The organism is Collinsella aerofaciens, assembly GCF_020709435.1.
Taxonomy (GTDB): Bacteria; Actinomycetota; Coriobacteriia; order Coriobacteriales; family Coriobacteriaceae; genus Collinsella; species Collinsella aerofaciens_AU.
In genome coordinates, this window is sequence record NZ_JAJFDP010000003.1 from 192,453 (window position 1) to 216,831 (window position 24,379).

The 24,379-nt window shown below is 63.2% G+C and carries 20 protein-coding genes and 1 tRNA gene; all 21 read left to right on the plus strand.

What is annotated here, in order from left to right; translation table 11 throughout:
* The first annotated feature begins 282 nt into the window (after nt 1–282).
* The 21 genes from LK493_RS03690 (at nt 283) to gdhA (ending at nt 24,350) form a co-directional block, all read left to right on the plus strand.
* Complete coding sequence (locus LK493_RS03690; protein WP_022095206.1) at nt 283–801, plus strand: 4Fe-4S dicluster domain-containing protein; 519 nt, start codon at nt 283–285, stop codon at nt 799–801.
* A gap of 76 nt (nt 802–877) precedes the next feature.
* Nucleotides 878–3,100, plus strand: a complete 2,223-nt coding sequence (gene fdhF, locus LK493_RS03695) for a formate dehydrogenase subunit alpha (RefSeq protein WP_265333259.1) — start codon at nt 878–880, stop codon at nt 3,098–3,100.
* Between the two features lie 78 nt (nt 3,101–3,178).
* On the plus strand, nt 3,179–3,796 hold the full coding sequence (locus tag LK493_RS03705; protein ID WP_022095203.1) for a 4Fe-4S dicluster domain-containing protein: 618 nt from the start codon (nt 3,179–3,181) through the stop codon (nt 3,794–3,796).
* Nucleotides 3,789–5,807 carry a hydrogenase 4 subunit B gene (hyfB, locus tag LK493_RS03710; protein WP_227790155.1) on the plus strand — a complete coding sequence of 673 codons (2,019 nt, stop codon included), beginning with the start codon at nt 3,789–3,791 and terminating at the stop codon, nt 5,805–5,807. Before LK493_RS03705 ends, hyfB begins: the two co-directional genes overlap by 8 nt.
* 12 nt (nt 5,808–5,819) lie before the next feature.
* Complete coding sequence (locus tag LK493_RS03715) at nt 5,820–6,746, plus strand: respiratory chain complex I subunit 1 family protein (protein ID WP_118237871.1); 927 nt, start codon at nt 5,820–5,822, stop codon at nt 6,744–6,746.
* A gap of 15 nt (nt 6,747–6,761) precedes the next feature.
* A complete protein-coding gene (locus tag LK493_RS03720; RefSeq protein ID WP_227790156.1) occupies nt 6,762–8,219 on the plus strand; it encodes a hydrogenase 4 subunit D in 1,458 nt (485 codons plus the stop codon).
* 13 nt (nt 8,220–8,232) lie between these two features.
* Nucleotides 8,233–8,886 carry a hydrogenase 4 membrane subunit gene (hyfE, locus tag LK493_RS03725; protein WP_195363860.1) on the plus strand — a complete coding sequence of 218 codons (654 nt, stop codon included), beginning with the start codon at nt 8,233–8,235 and terminating at the stop codon, nt 8,884–8,886.
* A gap of 3 nt (nt 8,887–8,889) precedes the next feature.
* Nucleotides 8,890–10,449, plus strand: coding sequence for a hydrogenase 4 subunit F (locus LK493_RS03730; RefSeq protein WP_227790157.1), 1,560 nt, complete (start codon nt 8,890–8,892; stop codon nt 10,447–10,449).
* Nucleotides 10,450–10,452: 3 nt separating this feature from the next.
* Nucleotides 10,453–12,225 (plus strand): hydrogenase large subunit, encoded by a 1,773-nt coding sequence (locus LK493_RS03735; RefSeq protein ID WP_022095197.1) that lies wholly within the window; start codon nt 10,453–10,455, stop codon nt 12,223–12,225.
* A 1-nt stretch (nt 12,226) separates the two neighbouring features.
* The gene (locus LK493_RS03740) at nt 12,227–12,943 is read left to right on the plus strand and encodes a formate hydrogenlyase complex iron-sulfur subunit (RefSeq protein WP_227790158.1); all 717 of its coding nucleotides are present in this window, start codon (nt 12,227–12,229) and stop codon (nt 12,941–12,943) included.
* A 2-nt stretch (nt 12,944–12,945) separates the two neighbouring features.
* On the plus strand, nt 12,946–13,728 hold the full coding sequence (locus LK493_RS03745; protein WP_227790159.1) for an NADH-quinone oxidoreductase subunit B family protein: 783 nt from the start codon (nt 12,946–12,948) through the stop codon (nt 13,726–13,728).
* Nucleotides 13,729–14,310, plus strand: a complete 582-nt coding sequence (locus tag LK493_RS03750; RefSeq protein WP_227790160.1) for a formate hydrogenlyase maturation HycH family protein — start codon at nt 13,729–13,731, stop codon at nt 14,308–14,310.
* On the plus strand, nt 14,310–14,813 hold the full coding sequence (hycI, locus tag LK493_RS03755; RefSeq protein ID WP_227790161.1) for a hydrogenase maturation peptidase HycI: 504 nt from the start codon (nt 14,310–14,312) through the stop codon (nt 14,811–14,813). The genes LK493_RS03750 and hycI overlap by 1 nt, the downstream gene beginning before the upstream one ends.
* 38 nt (nt 14,814–14,851) lie before the next feature.
* Nucleotides 14,852–15,691 carry a formate/nitrite transporter family protein gene (locus LK493_RS03760; RefSeq protein WP_227790162.1) on the plus strand — a complete coding sequence of 280 codons (840 nt, stop codon included), beginning with the start codon at nt 14,852–14,854 and terminating at the stop codon, nt 15,689–15,691.
* Between the two features lie 122 nt (nt 15,692–15,813).
* Nucleotides 15,814–17,931 carry a molybdopterin-containing oxidoreductase family protein gene (locus LK493_RS03765; protein WP_227790163.1) on the plus strand — a complete coding sequence of 706 codons (2,118 nt, stop codon included), beginning with the start codon at nt 15,814–15,816 and terminating at the stop codon, nt 17,929–17,931.
* Nucleotides 17,932–17,983: 52 nt separating this feature from the next.
* On the plus strand, nt 17,984–19,441 hold the full coding sequence (selA, locus tag LK493_RS03770) for an L-seryl-tRNA(Sec) selenium transferase (RefSeq protein ID WP_227790164.1): 1,458 nt from the start codon (nt 17,984–17,986) through the stop codon (nt 19,439–19,441).
* Nucleotides 19,438–21,405 (plus strand): selenocysteine-specific translation elongation factor, encoded by a 1,968-nt coding sequence (selB, locus tag LK493_RS03775; protein WP_227790165.1) that lies wholly within the window; start codon nt 19,438–19,440, stop codon nt 21,403–21,405. The genes selA and selB overlap by 4 nt, the downstream gene beginning before the upstream one ends.
* Nucleotides 21,406–21,441: 36 nt before the next feature.
* Nucleotides 21,442–21,538, plus strand: a tRNA-Sec gene (locus tag LK493_RS03780).
* Nucleotides 21,539–21,693: 155 nt separating this feature from the next.
* Nucleotides 21,694–22,326, plus strand: a complete 633-nt coding sequence (mobA, locus tag LK493_RS03785; RefSeq protein ID WP_172676322.1) for a molybdenum cofactor guanylyltransferase — start codon at nt 21,694–21,696, stop codon at nt 22,324–22,326.
* A gap of 15 nt (nt 22,327–22,341) precedes the next feature.
* Entirely contained in the window at nt 22,342–22,737 is a 396-nt protein-coding gene (locus LK493_RS03790; protein ID WP_227790166.1) for a DUF3343 domain-containing protein, read from the plus strand.
* 257 nt (nt 22,738–22,994) lie between these two features.
* Nucleotides 22,995–24,350: an NADP-specific glutamate dehydrogenase gene (gdhA, locus tag LK493_RS03795; protein WP_227790167.1), complete on the plus strand. Its 1,356-nt coding sequence runs from the start codon at nt 22,995–22,997 to the stop codon at nt 24,348–24,350.
* Nucleotides 24,351–24,379: the final 29 nt, after the last annotated feature.

The following is a 24,379-nucleotide window of genomic DNA, read 5'->3' on the forward strand; positions in this document are numbered from 1 at the left end:
CGTGAAATCTCTCTCGAACGTACGCGTGTAATACACTCACCTTTATATCCTATCGAGAATAATTCCAACCTGCCAAAACCCCTGCAATACACCCGTATTGCAGGGCTTATGCTCAAGTTTGCCCCCCGCAACTGCGTATATTCAACCTGTATACCGTTGGAGAAATTCTACCGAGTGCCTGTTTCGCCGCATGCATTCGATACGCCGATGCCAGGCCACGGGCGGCTTGGGGCAACGTCGACAGGGTCTCTCCGGCATGGGATTCAGGAGGGAGTGAACAACATGGGCAATAAACGAGTCGTAGCCGATTCCTCGCGCTGCATTGGGTGTCAAACCTGCATGGCGGCGTGTATCGAGGCACACGACATCCCCGGCAACATCGCCGCGCCGCGCCTGCGCGTGACGCGCACCTACGAGATCTCCGCACCGGTGGCTTGCCATCACTGCGAGGATGCCCCGTGCGCCAAGGCCTGCCCCACGGGTGCCTTGTTCTTTGATCCAAAGAACCATCGTATCGGCGTCAACGAGGACAACTGCATCGGCTGCAAGAGCTGCGTCATGGCCTGTCCCTTTGGCGCCGTGAGCGTGGCGACCACGCAGGTCCCCGTCTTGATGGGCGACGTGCGCGTGGGTTCGCAGACCAAGAGCTTCGTGCTCAAGTGCGACCTGTGCGTGGACCGTCCCGGCGGTCCGGCGTGTGCCGAGGCGTGCCCGACCAAGGGTCTCACCCTGGTAGACGAGGAGCGCCTGGCGGAACTAACCGCCGAGCGTGCCCGCGCCACCATCGAAAACGAGGCGTAGGCGGGCGGCCATACAGGCCCAACGATTGTCAAATACGTACCGATTAATCGGTAGCAGAGAAAGGAAGGAGGGTGTCATGGAGAAGCATAAAGTGATCTGCCCGTATTGTGGCGCCGGTTGCCAGTTTAACCTCCTGGTCCAAAACGGCCAGGTCGTGGGTACCGAACCGCTCAACGGCATCACCAATCAGGGCGAGCTGTGCCTTAAGGGCATGAGCGGCTACGACTTCATCAACGACACCAAGATCTTGACTCCTCGCGTACTGCACCCGATGATCCGCCGCACTAAGGGCGCGGATCTTGAGCGCGTAAGCTGGGACGAGGCACTGGATTTCACCGCATCTAAGATGCAGGCCATAATTGACGAATATGGTCCTAACGCTGTCATGACCACCGGCTCCTCGCGAGGCGGCGGCAATGAGGCGAACTACGTCATGCAGAAGTTTACGCGTGCGTGCATCGGCACCCACAGCGTGGACAACTGCGCCCGTACTTGACACGGCCCTACTGTCCTCGGTCTGATGGACACGGTTGGTTCAGGTTGCATGTCATGCTCCATCCCCGGTATGGAGGATGCGGGCTGCATTTTCCTCTTCGGCTATAACCCTGCCGATTCGCACCCCATCGTCGCAAGGCGTATCGTGCGAGCCAAAGAAAAGGGTTGCAAGATCATCGTCGCCGACCCGCGCCATATCGAAACCGCGCGTATCGCCGATCTCTACCTTCCGATCAAGAACGGTTGCAACGTTGCGTTCCTCAACGCCTTTGCCAACTGCTTGGTCAACGATGGCCTCTACGACAAGGAATTCGTCGCCGAGCACACGAACGGCTTTGACGAGTGGTGGGAGACCATCAAGAACTACACTCCCGAATCCGTACAGGACATCACGGGTGTCGAGCCCGCGTTGATCCACCAAGCTGCCGAGATGTACGCCACGGCGAAGCCTTCTGCCATCATTGGCTGGGGCATGGGCGTATGCCAGCAGAAGCAGAACCTGAAGACGGTGCACACCATCGCCTCCATCGCCTGCGTTGCCGGCCAGATCGGCAAACCCAACTCCGGCCTCGCGCCCGTGCGCGGCCAGAATAACGTCCAGGGCTCCTGCGATATGGGCATGCTGCCCAACCTGTACCCTGGCTACCAGAAAGTCACCGACCCGGCAGTGCGTGCCAAGTTTGCCAAGGCTTGGGGCGTGCCCGAGGAAAAGCTCCCGCTCGAGGAGGGCTACAAGCTCACCGACCTGGGCCACCTGGTCGACGAGGGCAAGGTGCACTGCTTCTACAACTACGGCGAGGACCCGGTGCAGACCGAGCCCGATTCGGCCGGTATGCGCAAGACGCTCTCCGAGCTGGATCTGTTCATTTGCCAGGACATCTTTATGACGCAGACGACCATGCTCGCCGACGTCATCCTGCCTGCCACCTCCTGGGGCGAGCACGAGGGTGTCTTTACTGCATCCGACCGTAGCTTCCAGCACTTTGACGCGGCTGTTCCGCCCAAGGGCGAGTGCCGTCACGACTGGGAGATCTTCGCGGACCTGTCCACGCGCATGGGCTATCCCATGCACTACGACAACACCGAGCAGATCTGGAACGAGTGCATTAGCCTGTGCCCCAACTTTGTGGGCGCAACCTACGAGAAGATGGCTCCCGAGGGCGACTACGCCCAGTGGCCGGTCAAGAGCACCGATGTGAACGACCACGGTACGCCCGACATGTTCGCTGGTGGCAAGTTCACCACCAAGGACGGCCGCGCCAACCTGATGGCGCACGACTGGGAGGCGCCCTCCGAGCTTCCCGACGATGAGTACCCGCTCATTCTGTGTACCGTCCGCGAGGTCGGCCACTACAGCTGCCGTTCGATGACCGGCAACTGCAAGACGCTGGCGCTGCTCGCCGACGAGCCCGGCTTTGTCCGCATGAATCCCGCGGACGCCCAGGCGCGCGGCATCAAGAACGGCGACATCGTCTCGATCCACAGCCGCCGCGGCCAGGTATACAGCCGCGCCGACGTGAGCGACCGTATCAACAAGGGCACGGTCTATATGACCTACCAGTGGTGGATCGGCAAGTGCAACGAGCTGACCATTCACAAGGTCGACCCGGTCTCGCACACGCCCGAGGACAAGTTCTCCGCCTGCCAGGTCGACGCTATCGCCGACCAGGTTTGGGCAGAGGGCGAGGTCGAGCGTCAGTACACCGAGCTCAAGCAGGCTCTGGTGGATGCCGCCGCTCCCCAGGATGTTGAGCCCGGCGCCGCCAAGTTCGACGACGAGACGCACGTGAATCAAATCGTGTAGTCCCGTTCTCGTTGGCTTTTTGGGCCGGGCGTCCCGTACGTTCGGGAGCCCGGCCCGTTATTTTGAAAGGAAGTGGGGATGAACCGCTTCATCGACATCAACCCGGAGAGGTGCATCGGCTGCGGAACATGCCAGTCCGCCTGTGCCGACGCCCACCGGATGCAGGGTCTTCAGGATACGCCGCGCCTGGCGCTCGTGAAGACCGGCGGTATTTCGGCCGCCCTTGCCTGCCACCATTGCGAGGGTGCCCCTTGCGCCGAGGTTTGCCCGGTGAATGCCATCGAGCACGATGGCGATCGCATCCACGTTAAGGAGCAGGAGTGCATCGGGTGCAGGCTGTGCGCCATCGCGTGCCCCTTCGGAGCCATCCATCCCGATGGCACGTCTATCGCCGGTGTCGCAGGCATGTGCGACCCGACGCCTTCGTATCCTAAGTCCCTGAGCAGCCTGCTTACGTGGGCTCCCGGCCAGTACACCTGCGCTGTGAAGTGCGACCTTTGCGCCTTCGATCCGGACGGCCCGCATTGTGTGGCGGCGTGTCCCACCAAGGCGCTGACCGTCATGGGCGGCGCGGCCGATCGCGAGCTTGACGAAGCCAAGCGCCTGCGCTCGATCGAAAACGGTCCGGTCGTCGACGTTACCGCTGTGGCCCAGGGCCTGTCCGAGAAAGCAGAAGGGAGCGTAAACAATGGATAGCATGACGCTGTTTATCGCATCGCTTGCCGTCTCGTGCATCGGTGCGCTCGCCTCGGTTCTGCTGATCAAGGCCGATAACGCCGCCAAGACCGCCGGCTGCCTAATCGGCGCTGTCGCCGCGGTGCTTTCGTTTGTGGCCGGTATTCAGGCCGTGCTGGGCGATGTCACGTCGGTCGACACCATCGTGTTCTTCCCGTTTGCCCATTTCCAGCTGCTGCTCAATCAGCTTTCCGGCCTGTTCGTGGCGCTCATCTCGGTTCTCGCGTTTGCCGGTTCGATCTACGGTCTCAATTACTTTGATGAGTACCCGGGCAAAAAGGGCCGCGCCGGCTTCTTCTTTAACACCTTCGTGGCGTCCATGATGCTCGTCATCACCGCCGACAACGTGTTTTGGTTCCTGGTCGCCTTTGAGCTCATGTCGCTGACCTCGTACTTCCTGGTCGTGATCGAGGAGAACGAGAACTCCATCCATGGCGGTTGGCTCTACTTTGTGATCGCGCACGTGGGCTTTGTGCTCATCATGGCGAGCTTCCTCACCATGACCAACTTCGCCGGTGGCTCGTTTGCCTTTGCGGATTTCCGTGCTACGCAGTTTAGCCCCGCGGTCGCATCCGTGTGCTTTGTGCTCGCCTTCTTTGGCTTTGGCGCCAAGGCCGGTATCATTCCGCTGCACGGCTGGCTGCCCAAGGCACATCCCGAGGCGCCGTCCAACGTGTCGGCCCTCATGTCCGGCGGCATGATCAAGATCGGTATCTTCGGTATCCTCAAGGTTGGTCTCGACCTGCTCTCCGCCTCGGGCGTTCAGGTCTGGTGGGGCCTTATGGTCATGGTCTTCGGTGCGATCTCGTCGGTCCTCGGCGTGGCCTTCGCCCTGCAGGAGCATGACATCAAGCGCCTGCTGGCCTATCACTCCGTCGAGAACATCGGCATCATTCTGCTCGGCGTCGGTGCCTCCATGGCCGCCATGGCGCTCAACTCTGTCGGCATCGCCGTCCTGGCCCTGATGGCCGCCCTCTACCACACGTTTAACCACGCGATGTTTAAGGGCGAGCTGTTCTTGGGCGCCGGTGCGCTGCTGTACTCCACGGGCACGCGCAATATGGGGAAGATGGGCGGCCTGTTCCGTCGTATGCCGGCAACGGCCATCTGCTTCCTCATTGGCGCGCTTGCCATCTCGGCCATCCCGCCCTTCAACGGCTTTGTGTCCGAGTGGTTTACCTATCAGTCGCTGTTTAATGCCGCCATGCAGGGCGACAAGGCCGTCATGATCGTGGCCGTGTTCGCTGCCGTCGCGCTCGCCATTACCGGCGCGCTGGCTGTTACGTGCTTCGTCAAGGCCTATGGTGTCTCCTTTGCCTCCGCGCCCCGCTCCGAGGCCGCGGCCAATGCCAAGGAGGTTCCCGCCCCCATGGTGTTTGCGCAGGGGCTGCTTGCGGCCATCTGCGTCGTGCTGGGCATTGGCGCTCCCGTGATCGCGCCCGTGCTGGTCGATGTCGCCGCGTCCGTGTTGCATCCGTACGGTGGCGTGTTTGCCGCCGAGGGCATGGAGCTCATGAACCAGTACTCCGGTGCTGCCACCTCCACGCCCGCGATCGCCATCGCGCTCGTGGTGCTTGTCGGCCTTGCCTGCGGCTACCGCAAGCTCAAGACCGTCGGCAAGGTGCAGAAGTCCCAGCCGTGGGCATGCGGTTATGCTCCCAACGAGCATATGCCCGTCGTGGCCACGACCTTTGCCTCCGAGGTGTCCTGGTTTATGCAGCCGCTCTACACGCTGCGCGACCGCTGCACGGCCGTCTGCTGGTCCATCGCGCACTTCTTCCAGAAGCTCACCGGTGTGGCCGAGGCTGTGGAGCCCGTACCCGACAAGGTTCTCGTCGATGCCCCGCATAAGGGTGTCGAGAAGCTCGCCGACCTCGCGACTAAGCTCGAAGGCGGCAACTACAGCATCTATATCTGCTACATCGTCGCGGCACTCGTGGTGTTCCTCGTGCTCGCCGTGCAAATGGGTTAAGGAGGGGAGAGCATGAACAACATCGTACTTGCCGTTCTGCAGGGCGTGGTCGTTATGGCCGTCGCGCCTTTCTTCTCCGGTCTCGGCCGCGTGATTCGCGCCAAGATGCACAACCGTCGCGGCCCCAGCATCATGCAGGACTACCGCGACCTGGCCAAGCTCTTTGCGCGCCCCGAGTCCCAGAGCGAGGACGCGAGCTTTGCGCTGCGCATTATGCCGCCGCTGTTCTTCGCCGTCGCCTTTATGCTCGCGATGGGCCTGCCGCTCTTTACGGCACAAAGCCCCATCCCGGTCTTTGGTGACGCCATCACCATCATGTACAGCCTGGCGCTCGCCCGCTTCTTCTTCGCCCTCTGCGGTGTGGATTCGTCCAACGCCTACGCCGGTATCGGCGGCGTCCGCGAGCTGCTCATGAGCGTGCTCATCGAGCCGTCCATGCTGCTGGCGCTGTTTGCCGCCGCCCTGGTGTGCGGCTCCACCGACATCGCCACCATGGGTCAGCACATCATGACGGGCGCCGTCGACGCGCCGGTCGCCGTGATCCTCGCCGGCATCGCCTTTGCGATTGCCTGCTACATGGAACTCGGCAAGCTGCCGTTTGATCAGGCCGAGGCCGAGCAGGAGCTTCAGGAAGGTCCGCTCGCCGAGCTTTCCGGCCCGTCGCTTGCGATGGCCAAGCTCGCCATGTCCATGAAGCAGGTCCTGGTCGTCGCCTGGTTCTGCGCGATCTTCGTCCCCTGGGGCGAGCCCGCGACCGTGGGCGCCGCCGCCGTTCTGGGCGCAGTCATCTTCCTGGTGAAGTGCCTGATCGACTTTGTCGTGTGCGGCGTGATCGAGAACTCCTGCTCACGTTCGCGTTTTAAGGTGCTTGGCAATCAGACCTGGGCCGTCGTGGGCATCGCCGTTCTGGCGTTTGTCTTCGTGGTCGTCGGCGTGTAGGAGAAGGGAGAAACAATGTCATTTGCAGTCAGTCTGTCCCTTCTCGGCTTGGTCGCTATCGCGGCCCCGATGGTGGCCTCGGTGCTCGTCGCCCTGTTCCCCCGTCCGTACGCCAAGTGGTTCAGCGTTTTGGGTGCCGCCGTCTCGACGGTCTGCACCATTGCCCTCGCCGCGAATTTCGCCGGCGCCGGCATGCCCGACACGCAGGTCCCCCTGATCTCGTTTGGGCAGACCCTCGTCATGGGATTCACCTTCGATCGCATGAGCACGCTGCTCGCGCCCGCCTTTGTGGGTATCGGCCTGCTTGTCGTGATCTATTCGATCCCCTATATGAGCGAGAATAACCGTGAGCATCCCGACGCGCCGCGTCGTCGCTTCTACGCGTACCTCGCGACCTTCATCGGCGCCATGGCCGGCCTCGTGTACAGCTCGACCCTTTTGGGCCAGCTCGTGTTCTTTGAGATCACGGGTGCGTGCTCTTGGGGCCTCATTAGCTACTACATGACGCCTACGGCCAAGAAGGCCGGCATGAAGGCCCTGATCATCACGCATATCGGTGCGCTCGGCCTGTATCTGGGCGCTGCCATCGTGTTTGCCCACACCGGCACCTTCGCCATTACCGCGATTGCCGGCCTCGATGCCAAGCTCAAGGCTATCGTCCTTTTGCTCGTGCTGTTTGCGGCCTGGGCCAAGTCCGCACAGGTTCCCATGTACATGTGGCTGCCTTCGGCCATGGAGGCACCGACGCCTGTTTCGGCCTACCTGCATGGTGCCTCGATGGTTAAGGTCGGCGTGTGCGTGTTCGCGCGTGCACTCGTCTCTGCCGGCGAGATTCCCGAGATCGTGGGCTGGGTCGCCATTATCGACGCCATGGTCACCATGCTCTTTGGTTTCCTTATGTACCTGCCGCAAAAGGACATGAAGCGTCTGCTGGCCTTCTCCACGATCGCCCAGCTCTCCTATGTGTTCTTTGGTCTGGGCCTTTCGGTCTTTGGCAGCCAGCTGGCCTTTGATGGCGCCGTGTGCCACATCTTTAACCACGCTTTCGCCAAGACGCTGTTCTTCCTGATCGCCGGTTCGTTCTCCTTCACGCTCGGCACGCGTATGCTGCCCAAGCTTCGCGGCATCGTAAAGAAGTACCCGATCTCGGGCGTGGGCTTTGGTGTCGCCGCGCTCGCCATTGCCGGCGTGCCGCCCATGAACACGTTCTTCTCGAAGTTCCAGATCATCGCCGGCGGCTTCTCTGTTGGTGCCGGCAACGTTGCGATCCTGGTGCTCGTGTGCATCATGGTTGCCGAGACCGTCGCCACCTTCGCCTGGTTCCTCAAGTGGATGGGCTATTGCCTGTCCGGCGAGCCGAGCGAGGAAGTCGCCGCTGGTGCACCGCTCCCCAAGGCAATGGCATTCGTGTTCATCGTACTCATCATCATGGTCATCGTCAGCGGCCCGCTTTCGGCCAGCTGGATCGGTTAGGAGGTAGAACGACATGGGTTATTCGATCGTCAACATCCTTGGCGGCCTTCTGATCGTCACGTCCACCATGGTGGTCGTCTCAAAGAACATCAAGCACGCCATCAGCTGGTATGCGGTGCAGTCGCTGGTGCTTGTGGGGTTGCTCGCCACGCTCGGTGCCACTACCGGTGCGCAGGAGCTGCTTATGTGGGCCGGATCCGCCTTTATCACCAAGGTCGTCCTGGTCCCTTACATCCTCAACCGCGCATACAAGAAGATGGGCGAGCCGAGCGACGCATCGCTCAAGGCCGGCCTTAAGCCCGCGTGGGCTATCTGCATCATCGCCGTCGAGGTTGCGATTTGCTTTGCCGTCGTGACGCAGATCAGCCTGCCCACGGCCGAGGTCGCAACGCCTGCGCTCGCTATTAGCTTCGCTCACTTCTTTGTGGGCCTCACCTGCATCATCTCGCAGCGCAACATCATGAAGCAGATCTTTGGATACTGCCTCATGGAAAACGGCAGCCACGTGACGCTCGCGCTTTTGGCCCCCACCGCTCCCGAGATCATCGAGATCGGTATCGCCACCGACGCCATCTTTGCCGTCATCATCATGTCCATCGTCGTGCGTCGCATTTGGGACGACTCCCACTCGCTCGATGCGCGCGACCTGTCCGAGCTGAGGGGGTAGTCCATGGAAACGTTGATTCTCGCCCTGCTCGCGACTCCTTTGGTGTTCTCGCTGGTCATGGCGTTTTTGCCCAAGAACACGTCCTATAACGTGTTTGCCGGTCTCAACCTGGTCTCCGTCGCAGCCGTCCTGGTGCTGTCGATTATGACGGCCGGTGACGTCCTTATGAGCGGCGACACCGCGAGCGCTTTTGGCCTGTGGTTCCACCTCGATTCGCTGGGCGCCATCTTTGTGCTGCTCATCGGCTTTATCGGTTTTCTTACGGGGCTGTTCTCGCTGCCCTATGTAAAGGCCGATATCGAGGAGGGCTCCATGCCCGCCGAGCGCGCCAAGCAGTATTTTGCGCTGTTTAGCCTGTTCGTGTTCACCATGCTGCTCGCGTGCCTGTCCAACAACATGATCCTCACGTGGGCCGCCGTGGAGGCAACCACGCTTTCCACCGTGTTCCTCGTGGGTATCTACAAGAACAAGACGGCCCTCGAGGCTTCTTGGAAGTATGCGATGGTATGCACCGCCGGCGTGGCCTTCGGCCTGTTCGGTACGCTGCTGATCTACGCCAACGCCGCCGACGTGATACCCAACGCCCACGAGGCCGCGTTCCTGTCGTGCGTGCTGCCGTATGCCGACCAGTTCGACCCGACGCTCATGCGCCTTGCCTTTGCGTTTATCGTGATCGGCTTTGGCACCAAGGCCGGCCTGTTCCCCATGCACACTTGGCTGCCCGATGCCCACTCCCAGGCCCCGAGCCCTGTCTCGGCCCTGCTCTCGGGCGTGCTGCTTAAGTGCGCCATGCTTGTGATCATGCGCTTCTACGGCTTTACTATCCAGGCCGTGGGCGCCGAGTATCCGCAGCTTTTGCTGCTGATCGTCGGCACGCTGTCCATTTTGGTGGCGGCACTTTCGATGTTTCGCCAGGACGACCTCAAGCGCCGCTTTGCGTACTCGTCTGTGGAGAACGTGGGCGTTATCGCCCTGTGCCTGGGTATCGGTGGCCCGCTGGGTATCGCCGCAGCCCTGCTGCACTGCGTGTTCCACGGCTTTACCAAGACGCTTGCCTTCTGCGTGTCCGGCAACATCCAGCACGCCTTTGGCACGCGTAGCCTGGCCAAGATCCAGGGCGTCGTCGAGGTTGCCCCCGCAACCGCCGCGCTCGCCGTCCTGGCGCTGCTCGGTCTTGGTGCCTTCCCGCCCTTTGGCATGTTTATCTCCGAGTTCCTGACTTTTGTCGCCGGTGTTACCGCCGGTCCCATGTGGCTGGTCGTCGTGGTCGCCCTCGGTCTTACCGTGGCCATCTCCGCGCTCACCCGCATCGCACTCAAGTCGGTATTCGGCCATGCGCCCCAGGGCATGGGCAAGCATGAGGCCCCGGTGCTCATGCTTATCCCCGAAATCATCCTGGCTGTCATGATCTTGTGGTTTGGCATCGCCACCCCGCTGCCCCTCGTGCACGGTGTGGAGACCGCGACCGGCATCGTGCTCGAGCAGAGCACCGAGGAACTTCACGCGACGCCGATGTACCGCGCTGTGTTCGGTACCGAGACCGCTCAGAGCGAGGTGGAGTAACGAATGATTGAAACTGAGAACAAGGTGTATGCCCGTCGCTGCGAGAGCCATGTCGAGGCCCTGCGCCGCGCCGTTCCGGGCTGCATCGAGAAGGTCGAGTGGCAGTGCGAGGACCAGCTGACGATTACCGTCAAGCAGGACAAGCTGCCCGAGGCCGTCCATTACCTGTATTACGAGCGTTATGGCTGGATTCCCGTGATCATCGGCAACGATGAGCGCAGCCTGTGCGGCCGTTACGCCGTGTACTACGTCATCTCCATGGAGGGGGAGGACCCCGGCTGGGTGACCGTGCGCACCGAGGTCGATCCCGCCAAGATGACGTTCCCGTCCGTGACGCCGTTCGTCCCCGCCTGCGTGTGGGGCGAGCGCGAGCTGCGCGACATGTTCGGCCTGATTCCCGAGGGCCTTCCCGATCGTCGTCGCCTGGTGCTGCCCGACGATTGGCCCAGCGGCCTGTACCCGCTGCGCAAGGACTCCATGGACTACCGCTTCCGTCCCGCTCCCGCGAGCGACATGGAAAACTATGAGTTCTTGGCCGATACCAAGGGCAAGGAGACGACGCTCGTCCCCATGGGCCCGTTGCACATTACCTCCGACGAGCCTGGCCACTTCCGCCTGTTTGTCGAGGGCGAGACGATTGTCGACGCCGACTACCGTCTGTTCTACGTGCACCGCGGCATGGAGAAGGTTGCCGAGACGCGCCTGAACTATGACGCCGTGACGTTCCTCGCCGACCGCATCTGCGGCATCTGCGGCTGCGCCCACTCGGTGGCCTATGCCGAGGCCGTCGAGCGCGCCCAGGGCATTCATGTCCCGCCGCGCGCCCAGTACATCCGCGCTATCATGCTCGAGGTCGAGCGTCTGCACTCGCATCTGCTCAACATTGGTCTGGCGTCGCACTACACCGGCTTCGACTCCGGCTTCCAGCAGTTCTTCCGCGTCCGCGAGAAGTCCATGGACCTGGCCGAGAAGCTCTCCGGTCACCGCAAGACCTACGGCCTCAACGTGATCGGCGGCGTGCGTCGCGACATTTTGGCCGAGCAGAAGCTCTCCACGCTCACGACCATCCACCAGCTGCGCTCCGAGGTTCAAGAACTCGTCGACGTCTTGCTCTCGACGCCCAACTTTATCGAGCGTACGAGCGGCATCGGCATCCTCGACCGCAAGATCGCACGCGACTTCTCGCCGGTCGGCCCGCTCATGCGTGGCTCGGGCTATGCCCGCGACGTGCGCTTTGACCATCCCTTCGACGGCTACGCCGATCCGGATGTCCAAAAGATGCACGCCGCTACGGCCGACACCTGCGATGCCTTCGGCCGTACCGCCGTTCGCATCCAGGAGGTCTACGACTCGATCGACATGATCGAGACCATGCTCGAGAACTGTCCGTCGGGCCCCATCCTCACCACGGATTGGGAGTACACCCCGCACAAGTACGCCATCGGCGCCACCGAGGCGCCGCGTGGCGAGGACGTGCACTGGGCCATGCTCGGCAATAACCAGAAGTGCTACCGCTGGCGCGCCAAGGCCGCCACGTACAGCAACTGGCCGGTCCTGCGCTACATGTTCCGCGGCAACACCGTGGGCGACGCGGCGCTGATCGTCGGCTCGCTCGACCCGTGCTACTCCTGCACCGACCGCGTGACGGTGACCGATGTCGCCGCCAAGCGCGACCACGTGCTCGACAAGGAGCAGTTCGAGAACGTCTGGCGCGACAAGTCGCCGCTCGCGGGCGAGGGCACCATGGCCGCTCCGCTCGATGAGGAGGCGCTCTAATATGCTGAAGCTTTGGAAGGTTAACGCCAAGGCCGGCGACGCGACGGTCAAGTACCCGTTTGCGCCGTTCCCCACCAACAAGGACATGCGCGGCAAGCCCGAGCACAACGCCGAGCTCTGCATCGCCTGCGGTGCCTGCGGCGTGGCGTGCCCGGCCGATGCCATTCGCATGGACACCGACCTTGCGGCCGATACCATCACCTGGTCGATTGACTACGGTCGCTGCATCTTTTGCGGCCGCTGCGAGGAAGCCTGCCCCATGGAGGCCATCAAGCTCACCGAGGAGTTTGAGCTGGCCGTCATGAGCAAAGACGACCTCACCAGCAAGAGCGTCTACACGCTCGAGCACTGCTCGCGCTGCGGCAAGCCGTTTGCCCCGCACAAGGAGATCGACTACGCCAAGCGCCTGCTGCAAAAGGCCGGCGGCATGGAGGCCGAGCAGGCCGCCCGTACCGTGCGCGTGTGCCAGGAGTGCAAGCGCGAGCTCGACGCCCTGCGCGCCGCCTCGGCCGTAAAGACCGGCAACGCGCACGGCATGGCTGCCAACGAGACGCTTGCGTCCAGTGAGCCCCAGGGCCCCGGCATGGAGTATCTGGGCGGCCACGGCGTGAACCCGGAGTATATCGACCGCGAGCTCAACCCCGATGCGCCCGAGATTCCTGCCGGTCCGGCGCCGGTCGAAGGCATCATCATGGATTTTGATACGAAGGAGGAGTAACCATGGCCGAACCCACGCTTTTGCCCGAGCGGCTTCAGTACCGCCCGACCAAGATCGAGCTCGACGAGAGCATCGAGAAGGCCAAGGCGACCCTTCTTAAGAAGATCAAGCGCTCGGTGTACGTCTACCGTGTTGACTGCGGCGGCTGCAACGGCTGCGAGATCGAGATCTTCGGTTCCATCACGCCCGTCTTCGACGTCGAGCGCTTTGGCATCAAGGTCGTGCCTTCGCCCCGTCACGCCGATGTGCTGCTGTACACCGGCGCCGTGACGCGTGCCATGCGCATGCCGGCCCTGCGCGCCTTTGAGGCTGCACCCGATCCCAAGATCGTGGTGTCCTATGGCGCGTGCGGCTGCACCGGTGGCATCTTCTACGACAACTACTGCGTCTGGGGCGGCACGGATAAGATCCTGCCGGTCGATGTCTACATCCCCGGCTGCCCGCCCAGCCCCGCGCAGACCGTCTACGGCTTTGCCATGGCGCTCGGTCTGCTGGACCAAAAGCTCCATGCCGAGACCACGGTGGAGGCCGCCGGCGAGCAGGCCGATATCCTGCACCCCGGCGTGCCGTACAAGCTGCGCGTTGCCATCGAGCGCGAGGCTCGCGTCATGAGCGGCTACCGTTACGGCCGCGACCTGGCCAACGAGTTTATGGATACGCTCGAGGGCGCGCCCAAGGGCGATATCCGCGGTGCTATGGCGCTGCTCATCGATAAGCAGGACGATCCCCGCCGCGTTGAGGTCTACTCGGCGCTGCAGGATCTGGTGCTGGCCGGAGGTCGCTAGATGGAACTCACGGACCGCTCTGGTTACTTTGCGGGCCCCGGTATGCTCGGCGGCTCCTTTGGCGACGCCTCGCGCGCAAGCGACGAGGCTGCCGAGGGCGTCGCCGACCCCTGCCTGGGTCATGCGCCCGACCAGGTGGTCTTCTATGAGCTCACGCGTAAGTTTGTGGAGACCGAGGAAGACGTTCCCCAGGAGGCCTGCGACGTGCTGTACTACACGCTCGCCGTGGGCCACCACACCGGCGTGCTCGACTGCTTTGAGCCGCGCCTGTCGGTGCCGGTGGATGTGTTCTATACGCTTATCGACGCGCTGCCGGAGGGGGAGGCCCGGACTAAGTTTGAGGCCATCCGCTCCTTTGGCGAGTGCCAGCTCGACAAGGCGGCGGTGCCGTCGCTGCTCGAGGCCTGCGATGCGCTGCTCGACGAGCGCGGTTTTCGCGGGTCGGCCAAGGCCGGCATCTCGGTGTTCGACGACGACTTTGGCCTGCATGCCCAGCAGGTCGCGTTTCTGATGAAGTTCCGCGATCTGGTGGAGCGCGTGCGCGATGTGTCGGGCGTGTATCTGACGGGGAGGTTGCAGTAATGGGTTGCGTTGTGGATGGACGTGTGAACGGCGCCCCGTTTGCGGGTATCGTACTCACGGCGGGAAGCGTGCTACGTGCCGACGATGCCGCCGGCCCCGTGCTCTCCAAAAAGATGGAGGACGTGCCGCTTGCCGGCTGGTACACCATCGATGGCGGTCAGACGCCCGAGGATGACATCATCGAGGTCAAGCGCGAGCGTCCGCCGCGCCTGGTCTTGGTCGATGCCGCCGACATGGCGCTGCCCGTCGGGTCCATCCGCTTGCTCGACAAGCGCGATGTGGCCCGCAAGTCGATGTTCACCACGCATTCGCTTCCTTTGTCGATTCTGATCGAAGAGATTGAGCAATCGTGCGAAGATATCGTCTTCATAGGGATTCAGCCGGGCGACACGGAGTTCTACAACCCCATGTCCCCGGAAGTCTTTGACGCCGTCGACGCCGTGTACGACGCCGTAGCCGCCAACGACTTTTCCCACTTTGTCCGCTTGGGGCAAGAGCAATAGAGCGCTTGTCCCTGCTGATTAGGAAAGAAGTGATTGACATGGCAGATTCCAAGGTGGAGTACCCCGCTCCCGATTGCCTGGCGCCCGCCGCGATCGAGGCCAAGACCGAGGCCGCCGGCGTGACCAAGGCCAACCTGCCGGTCGCAAAGGCCTTTCTGTTGGCAATGTTCGCCGGCGCGTTCATTGCCTTCGGCGGCCTGTTCTTTACCGTGTTCTTGAGCGACAGCACGCTGGGCTGGGGTGCCCAGCGCGTCGTGGGCGGCCTGTGCTTTTGCCTGGGCCTGGTGCTCGTGCTGGTGTGCGGCGCCGAGCTGTTTACCGGCAACTCGCTTATGGTCTGCGCGCTCAAGAGCAAAAAGATCACCCTGGTCCAGATGCTCAAGGCCTGGGTCGTCGTGTGGGTCGGCAATTTTGCCGGTGCCCTGTTCATTGTCTTTTTGGTGTACATGGCCGGCATTTACAAGCTCAACGGCGAGGCGGTCGCCAATTCCATGGTGAGCGTCGCCGCCGGCAAGGTGACGGTCGACTGGGTGACGATCTTCTTCCGCGGCATCCTGTGCAACATCTTTGTGTGCCTGGCCGTGTGGATCGGTACCGCTGGCAAGACCGTGGTCGATAAGGTTGTGGGCATTCTGCTGCCCATCGCCGCCTTTGTGGCCTGCGGTTTTGAGCACTGTGTCGCCAACATGTACTTTTTGCCTATGGGTGCCGTGATGCATGCGTGCGGCTATGGTGCCAAGGTCGCCGGCGCCGATGCGCTCAACGCTGCGGGCATTGCGTTTAACCTGTCCGCCGCCACCCTGGGCAACATTGTGGGCGGTGCGGTTCTGGTCGCGCTCGGCTACTGGTTTATCTATGCCAAGAAGTCCGAGGCGTAAGGTGCCGTCTGTTTGACGTTGGGCCTCCCGCGGGGCGTTGCCTTGCGGGAGGCTTTTTGGGTCTTGGGCTCGTTGCCGGGCTGTTGGCCTGTTGTGTTTGGCTTGTGAAAGGGGTAATCGAGATGGCATCTGCTGTGGAGCGTGACGGTCGCGCCGTGGTGACCACATGCGGGGGATGCTATGCCGATTGCGCCTTTGCGGCACGCGTTGAGGATAGTCGCGTGGTGGCCGAGTTGCCGGTGTCGGGGCATCCGTGCGCGGCGCGTGCCCTGTGCGCCCGCGGGCGCCATCGACTGTCTATGCCGTTTGACGAGCGCGACCGGATTTTGCACCCCATGCGCCGACGAGCTGATGGCTCGGGTTTCGATGTGATTTCGTGGGACGAGGCGTTCGCGCAGATCGCTGCGCGCCTTGGGGGGATTGTTGACGGGCATGGTCCGCGTGCGCTGGGCATGACACTCGGCGTGCCCTCGTTCGACCGCTACTGGGCGTATCGCTTTATGCGTGCGCTTGGCTCGCCCAACGTATACGGTGCCGACGGTGCCTGCGAGGTAAGCCGACTTACGGGTTGGGAGCACAGTCTGGGCTACAGCCCCGCCTCCGACCTGGCACATACTGATTGCATCATGTATTTGGGGCGTTCCATTGTCGATTCATCGACGATGGAGGCGGTTGATGCGCTCAACGATGCCCGTCGCCGTGGGGCGAAGATTATCGTGGTCGATCCCCGGCGCAGCGGCTCGGCCGCGCTTGCCGACCGCTGGCTGCGCGTGCGTCCCGGATGCGATCTGGCGTTGCTGCTGGGTATCGCACATGTGCTGGTAGCCGAGGACCTGTTCGACCACGAGTTCGTGGACCGCTATACCACGGGTTTTGACGAGCTGGCACAGGCGGCCCGTGCTTGGACGCCCGAGTGGGCCGAGTCGATGTGCGACGTGCCGGCGGACGATATCCGTGCGACTGCGCGAGATTTGGCTGCCGCGGCGCCTGCTGCGGTGGTGGACGCTGGCTTTCATGGTGGCATCGGTATCGCGTATGCGAACAGTACTCAGACGGCGCGAGCTATCTGCATGGTCGATGTGCTGCTAGGCTGTATTGGACATGTGGGCGGCGTGCTCAATCCGCCCACGCCGCTTGTGTTGGGCGACCTCGATCCCACGCGCTTTACAACGCCGCCGGTGCCGCGTGAGCCTAAGTTGGGGTCCGAGCGCTATCCGCTGGTCGATCCGGTGCGCGGCCTGTGCACGACCATCGGTCAGTCGATTCTTGCCGGCGATTTGCGTGGGCTCATCGTCTATGCCAGTAACCCCGGTGCGGGCTATGGCAATGCACAGGCTTGGTTGAGTATTTTGCAGCAGCTCGACTTGCTCGTGACGATTGATATTCGCTGGTCCGAGACGGCGCGTGCTTCCGATTTCGTGCTGCCCGACGTGACGTATCTGGAGGCTGACCGCGGCGTGGGAACGGTGACAGGTGCCAACGATGCGCGCGTGTTCTACCGCAACGCCGTGCTGCCTGTGCAGCATGACGACACACGTCCCGGTCGGGAGATTTTTGCCGGTCTGGCGCAGGCGTGTGGCGTGGGCGAGTATTTCCAGTTTACGTCTGACGATCTGGCGGCTGCCCAGGTGGCGCCTTTTGGGATCGATCTGGACGAGCTCAAGGAGCGCGGCTGGGCCGATACGGGCATAACGCTGCCGACGCGTACGGGTGAGCCGGTGATTCCGCTTGCCGGCGGCAAGATTGCGCTGGCAAGCGTCATATGGGAGCGAGCCGGCATGGGTCGTGTGCCCAACTGGATCGCTCCCATGGTGGAGCCCGGCCCGGGGATGTTTCGCCTCATTAGCGGCAACCGTCCCTTTGAGTCGCATACTTCGCGCAGGCTCGCGGCCCAAGGTGCCGCTGAGGCTGGATCGGACCTGGATGCCGTGCAGATGAATGCCGATGCCGCTGCGCACATGGGCATCGCCGATGGCGAGGTCGTCGAACTTGTGAGCGATTTGGGCCGCGACCGCGTGCGCGTGGAGACGACGCCGTATCTGCATCCGGCGTGCATCTTCACCTCGGCCGCCCCCGGCGGGCGTTCGTTTGGCGCCGATGCCGGTGGCGCTCAAGCCTTGGGCGTGGGCCCACTCGACCATACGCCGCTGCGCTGGGACCCGTTGACGGGTGCCGCGCTCACCCAGGAAAACGCCGTTCGCGTGGAAAAGATCGCGGCGCGCGAGGATAATAACGAGTAATTGACTCAGCTGATGCATTAGACTGATCCACGTTTCTTTTGAAAGGCCGTACATGAGCGATAGCCAGAACATGTCCGATGAGGTACGCGCCCGCCTGCGCGCCATTCCTTCCGTCAACGAGCTGCTTGCCGAGTGGCCGGTCGTGAAGGCGGCGGGGGAGACCTGCGACGCGGTGGTGCATGCCGCCGTGACGGCCGAGCTCGACGAGGAGCGCGCCGCCATTCGTGCCGGCGCCGCCCCGCGTTCCAAGCGCGAGCTGGCCTCGGCCATCGAGTGGCGTGCGCATCGCTCCGCGCTGCCGAGCCTGCGTCCCGCCGTCAACGCCACGGGTGTGGTTATCCATACCAACTTGGGTCGCGCTCCGCTCGCGGAATCAGCTGCCAAAGCCGTGGCCGAGGTCGCGCGCGGGTATAGCACGCTCGAGTACAGTGTGGACACCTGTTCGCGCGGGTCGCGCAAGGAGCACGCCGCGCAGCTGATCCGCTCACTCACCGGTGCCGAGGACGCGCTCGTGGTCAACAACAATGCCGCCGCGGTGCTGCTGGTACTGGCGACCCATGCCGCGGGCAAAGAGGTTATCGTCAGCCGCGGCGAGCTTGTCGAGATCGGCGGCAGCTTCCGCATCCCCGATGTCATGGCGGCTTCGGGCGCCAAACTCGTCGAGGTCGGCGCCACCAACCGCACGCACCTGGCAGATTATGAGCAAGCCATCACACCCGATACGGCCATGATCCTCAAGGTTCATCCTTCCAACTATCGCATCGAGGGCTTTCACGAGGAGGTAGGCTCTCGGGAGCTTGCCGCCCTGGCCCACAAGCATGGCCTGCTGTTCTACGAGGACCAGGGGTCGGGCGCGCTGTTGCCCGACGACATCTTGGTGCGCGGAGGCGAAGAAACCACGCCGGCTTCGGTCGCGGCGGGGCTCGATATCGTGTCATGCTCGGGCGATAAGCTGCTCGGCGCCGCGCAGGCGGGCATTATCATGGGTCGTCGCGATCTGGTCCAGGCCTGCGGGTCGCATCCGCTTATGCGTGCCCTGCGTCCGGGTAAGCTTGCACTGGCGGCGCTCGAGGCTACACTGCGCATTTACATGGACGGGGCGGATGTGGCCCATCGCGAGGTGCCGGTACTCAACATGCTCACGCTTCCGCAGGCTCATCTGGAGCGTCGCGCACGCAAGTTGCGCGATCTGATGGTGGCGGGCCTCGATAAGGCTGGCTGCCCGTGCGCCGTTCAGGTGGAGATCGTCGAGGAGTCGTCGGCTCCCGGCGGCGGCTCGCTGCCTACCGTCGAGTTGCCCACCATGTGCGTTGCCGTGCGTCTTGTCGATGAGCGTCTTTCCGTTGACGCACTCAAGCGCTTGCTCGTCCAAGATTTCGACACGCCGGTCGTCACACGAACCTCGCACGATCGCATTTTGTTTGACGTCCGTACGCTCGTGGGCGACCGCGATATCGAGACGGCGGCATCGACGCTCGTCGCGTGCGTTGAGAAGGCGATTGCTCGATGAGTGAGGTTCAAGCGCTGGTAGAGTGTCCCGTTATCGTTGGCACGGCGGGCCACGTTGACCATGGTAAGTCGGCACTGATCGAGGCGTTGACCGGCAAGAATCCCGACCGTCTGGAGGTTGAGCGCCGTCGCGGTATGACCGTGGAGCTGGGCTTTGGCGAGCTGGCACTGCCGAGTGGCAAGATCGTTGGCCTGGTCGACGTGCCGGGCCACGCGCATTACTTGCGCGCCATGGTGCAGGGCGCCACGGGCATCGACGTGGCGGTGCTGGTGGTTTCGGCTGTCGAGGGCGTGATGCCGCAGACCCGCGAGCACGTGCATGTGCTGGAGCTGCTGGGCGTTACGCATATGGTGGTCGCGTTGACGATGTGCGACCTGGCCGACGCCGAGATGACCGAGCTTGCCGAGCTCGATGTCGATGACTTTTTGTCGGGTACCGTGTTTGCGGGCGCGCCGATGGTCCCCGTGTCGTCCAAGACCGGCGAGGGGATTGACGCGCTGCTGGCCGCGCTTGACGATCAGGTCGGTGCCTGCTGGGATTCCTGCCGCGACCGTGCCGAGCGCACCGATGCTGCGCCGCGCTTGCCGATTGACCGCTGCTTTACGATCAAGGGCGCCGGCACCGTCGTGACAGGGACACTGCACGATGCGCCGGTTGCGGTGGGCGATGAGCTCGTCGCGCTGCTGTCGCGCACGGCCTGCCGCGTACGCGGGATCCAAGTGCATGGCGACACGCAGCAGGCGCTTCCCGGTCAGCGTGTGGCGCTCAACCTGGTTGGTGACGGCGTCGCCGCGCTCGATCGCGGTGAGATGCTCAGTGTGGCGGGTCGCTTTGGCCAGACGCTGCGCTTTATGATGGCGTTTACGTATTTGGGTCGCGAGGGAGCCAAGCCGCGCGTGCTCGAGTCGGGTGCGCGTGTGCACGTGATGGCGGGTACGGCCGAGGTCGGCGGCCGCATCATGCTTTTGGAGGGCGAGGCCCCCATGGCGGTGGGCGAGACCCGTACCGTACAGGTGCGCTTGGAGGAGCCGCTGCCGCTGCGAGCCGGAGACCATGCCGTGGTGCTGTCGTATTCGCCCGTTATGCTTATTGGCGGCGGGCGTGTGCTGCTTTCGCGCTGCCGTCGCTCGCGCGAGCTTGCCGAAGGAGAGCGTGCGCTGTATGCGGCGATCGAGTCCGGCGATATCGCGGGCGGTGTGGGCGCTTGGCTGGCGCTGCAGACGCTGCCGGTTACGGCGGTTGATGTTGCCGAGGCTTTGGATCTTGGTGTCGGCGAGGCCGATGTCGCACTGCGTGGGTTGGTGGCGCAGGGCGCTGCTTGCGCGCTGGCTGGCTCGGATGGCTCGCTGTATGCAGATTCTTCCGCGCTCGACGCCGCTATGGATGCCCTGGCGGCGACCCTGTCAGCCATGCACGCGGCAGCTCCCAAGGAGACGGGCTTTACGCCCGGCGCCGTTGCCCATGCTGCGTGGCCTGCCGCAGATGAAGGCGTTGCCGCGGCTCTGATTGCCGAGGGCTGCTCGCGTGGCGTGTGCGCCTCCGAGGGGGCCGAGGTGTTCGACCCGCATTCCGCAGCCGCCGCGGCGCGTGTGGTGCGCGAGGTCTGCGGGCGCATCGTTGCCTTGCTGGACGAGGCCGGACTCGATACGCCGACGTTGCCCGAGGTGGGCGAGCAGCTTCAGCTCGATCGCGACATCATGACGCGTGCCCTGCGCGAGCTTTCGCTCAACCGCTCGATCGTCAAGGTCGAGCGCGACGTTGCCCTGTCCGCTGCCGCTGAGGCTCACGCGCGCGAGCTCGTCGCCGCCGCCATCGCCGAAGCCGGCGGTGCTGCCACCACGAGCGTGCTGCGCGAGGCGCTGGGTGTGTCGCGCAAACGTGCCATCAGCATCTTGGAGCACCTGGATGCCGTGCGCTTTACGGTGCTCGACAAGGATGCCGGCGGCCTGCGCTCCCTGCGCTAGATTGGCTGCTCGGTTTGGTAAAATACCGGCGCACTTGGGAACGGATGGGCTCCGGTGGGCTCCGCGGTCCTCAAAACCGTTGCGAGGCGTGCAAAACGTCTTGGATGTGTTCGATTCACATACGTTCCCGCCATACGCTACCAGCGCTTTTGTGCTCGCGGTCTTGCTGCGTGCCGCAAAGGCGCTGTTTTGTTTTTGCACAGGTTTGCCGTACCGCCCGCTTTATCGGCGACGGTATTTGGCTTCGCGTGCCGGGTTTTGAGCATGCCGATGGGGGTGGTTTGCCGTATGACTACCGTAAGACGGGCCGATCTTTCTTGCGTCGTTCAAGCGGGCGGGATGTCCTCGCGCATGGGCTGCGATAAGGCTCGCATGGCGTTTTGCGGCGAGCCGCTCATCGAACGCGTGCTGGGTCGGCTGGCGCCAGTTGCCGGCGAGTTGGTCGTGACGACGTCGCGTCCCAGCGAGCTTGCCTTTCTTGAGGAGTGCGCGTTTGGCGGCTTGGTGCCGCGTGTGGTGGCGGACCTAGAAGGGTCGGCGGGCGCCATGCGCGGCATCGCGAGTTCGCTGACTGCGGCCCGGCTGCCTCTCGTTGCTATCGTCGCCTGTGATATGCCGTTTGTCTCTTCGGAGCTAATCGGTGCCCTTGCTGGCTGTGTCGAGGCCGAGGCGCTCGACGTGTGCGTGCCGCGCGAGGAGCGGGGGATTGAGCCGCTTTGCGCCGTCTGGCGCCGTGACGCGTGTGCGCCGGTTGCCCAAGAGCTGCTCGCCGATGACCGTCAGCGAATCCGCTGCCTGATCGACCGGGTGAATGCCGGGTATTTGGACGAGCCTCAGATTGTCGCGGTCGCCGGCTCGACGCTCTGCTTCGAGAACGTCAATACGCCCGAGGAGTTTGCGGCGGCCGAGTTACTCGCCTAGACGATTGGAGTTGCCATGTCTCACGATATTTGCCCCGACACGGGAGAGCTTTGCACTTGCGATGGTTCCGAGCCCTGTACCTGCGGCTGCGGTGGCTGTGGACATACTGCGGAAGAGGAGGCGGCCGCTGCGGCGTATCGTGAGGCACACCGCGAAGACCCGTCCGGTGATGCCCTCGACCACGAGCGCAAGATTATCGTGTCGTTTGACAGTACCTTCGATGTGATGGAATGCGAGCAGCTTTGCCTGGATGCCGGCGTGCCCGGGCGCATTATGCCTTTGCCCGGCTCCATTACCGCAGGTTGCGGTCTGTGCTGGGCCATGCCGTTCTCGGGCGATGCGCTCGCCGCCTTCCGCGCTGCTACCGAAGGCCGCGTAACCCCCGCCGACTACCATCAACTCGTCCTCTAACCACCCACACCACAACAAAGGTGCCTGTCCCTAATGTGATGGCTTGGAACACGTGGACGAAACAGGTTTGAAACACGGGTTTTGCACGTCAGCTACTCAAAAACGCATCTACCTGCATCGTAATCAAAACGAAACATCCGCTCGTCGGCTTATGCGAAACTTTGCTGCAACAGTGCGATATTATCCATACTCGATAAAGCTCACGGCGCATGGGGCGCCGCGAACGACACCTTTCTTTTCCATCAATTGGAGGAAGCATGAGCTACACGCAGAAAGTTCTCGACGAGCTCAAGGCCCGCTATCCCGAGCAGCCTGAGTTCATCCAGGCCGCGACCGAGATCCTCGGCACCATCCAGCCGGCGCTCGACGCCCATCCCGAGTACGAGGAGGCCGCCCTGCTGGAGCGCCTCGTCGAGCCCGAGCGCATCGTTATGTTCCGTGTCCCCTGGGTCGACGACCAGGGCAAGGTTCAGGTCAACCGCGGTTACCGCGTCGAGTTCAACTCTGCCATTGGACCCTACAAGGGCGGCCTGCGCTTTAACCCGACGGTCACCCTGGGCATGCTCAAGTTCCTGGGCCTGGAGCAGATCCTCAAGAACAGCCTGACCACCCTTCCCATGGGCGGCGGCAAGGGCGGCTCCGACTTTGACCCCAAGGGTAAGTCCAACAACGAGATCATGCACTTCTGCCAGTCCTTCATGACCGAGCTCTATCGCCACATCGGCCCCAACACCGACGTTCCCGCCGGCGACCTGGGCGTTGGCGGCCGCGAGGTTGCCTACCTGTTCGGCCAGTACAAGCGCCTGACCAACGAGTGGACCGGCGTCCTCACCGGCAAGGGCCTCTCCTTTGGCGGCTCGCTCGCCCGTACCGAGGCCACCGGCTACGGCCTGGTCTACTTTGTGGACGAGTACCTCAAGAGCCGCGGCGACTCCTTCGAGGGCAAGAACGTCGTCGTTCATGGCTCCGGCAACGTCGCCATCTACGCCGTCCAGAAGGTCGCCCAGCTCGGCGGCAAGGTGCTGGCCTGCTCCGACACCCACGGCTGGGTCGAGGATCCCGACGGCATCGACTACACCGTGCTCGAGCATGTCTACAACAAGAAGCGCTCCGGCCACGACAAGGGTGTCACGCTCGCCATGTACGTTGACGAGAAGCCCAACGCCGTGTGGCACGAGGGTGACGGCCGCGGCGTGTGGCAGCTGCCCTGCGACATCGCGCTGCCCTGCGCTCGTGAGAACACGCTGCTGCTCGAGGACGCCCAGGCGCTCGTCGCCAACGGCTGCAAGGTGGTCGGCGAGGGCGCGAACATGCCCACGACCATCGAGGCCACGAACTACTTCCAGGAGAACGGTGTCGCCTTTATGCCCGGTAAGGCTGCCAACGCCGGTGGCGTGCTCGTGTCCGGCCTGGAGATGAGCCAGAACGCCGAGCACCTGTCCTGGACCTTCGAGGAGGTCGACGGCAAGCTCGAGCAGCTCATGCGCGGCATGTTCCACAACGTGGACGACACCGCCAAGGAGTATGGCCAGGAGGGCAACTTTGTCATGGGCGCCAACATCGCCGGCTTCCTGAAGGTCGCCGACGCCATGCTCGCCCAGGGCGTCTGCTAAACCCTGCCTGACATAGCATGTGATGAGGC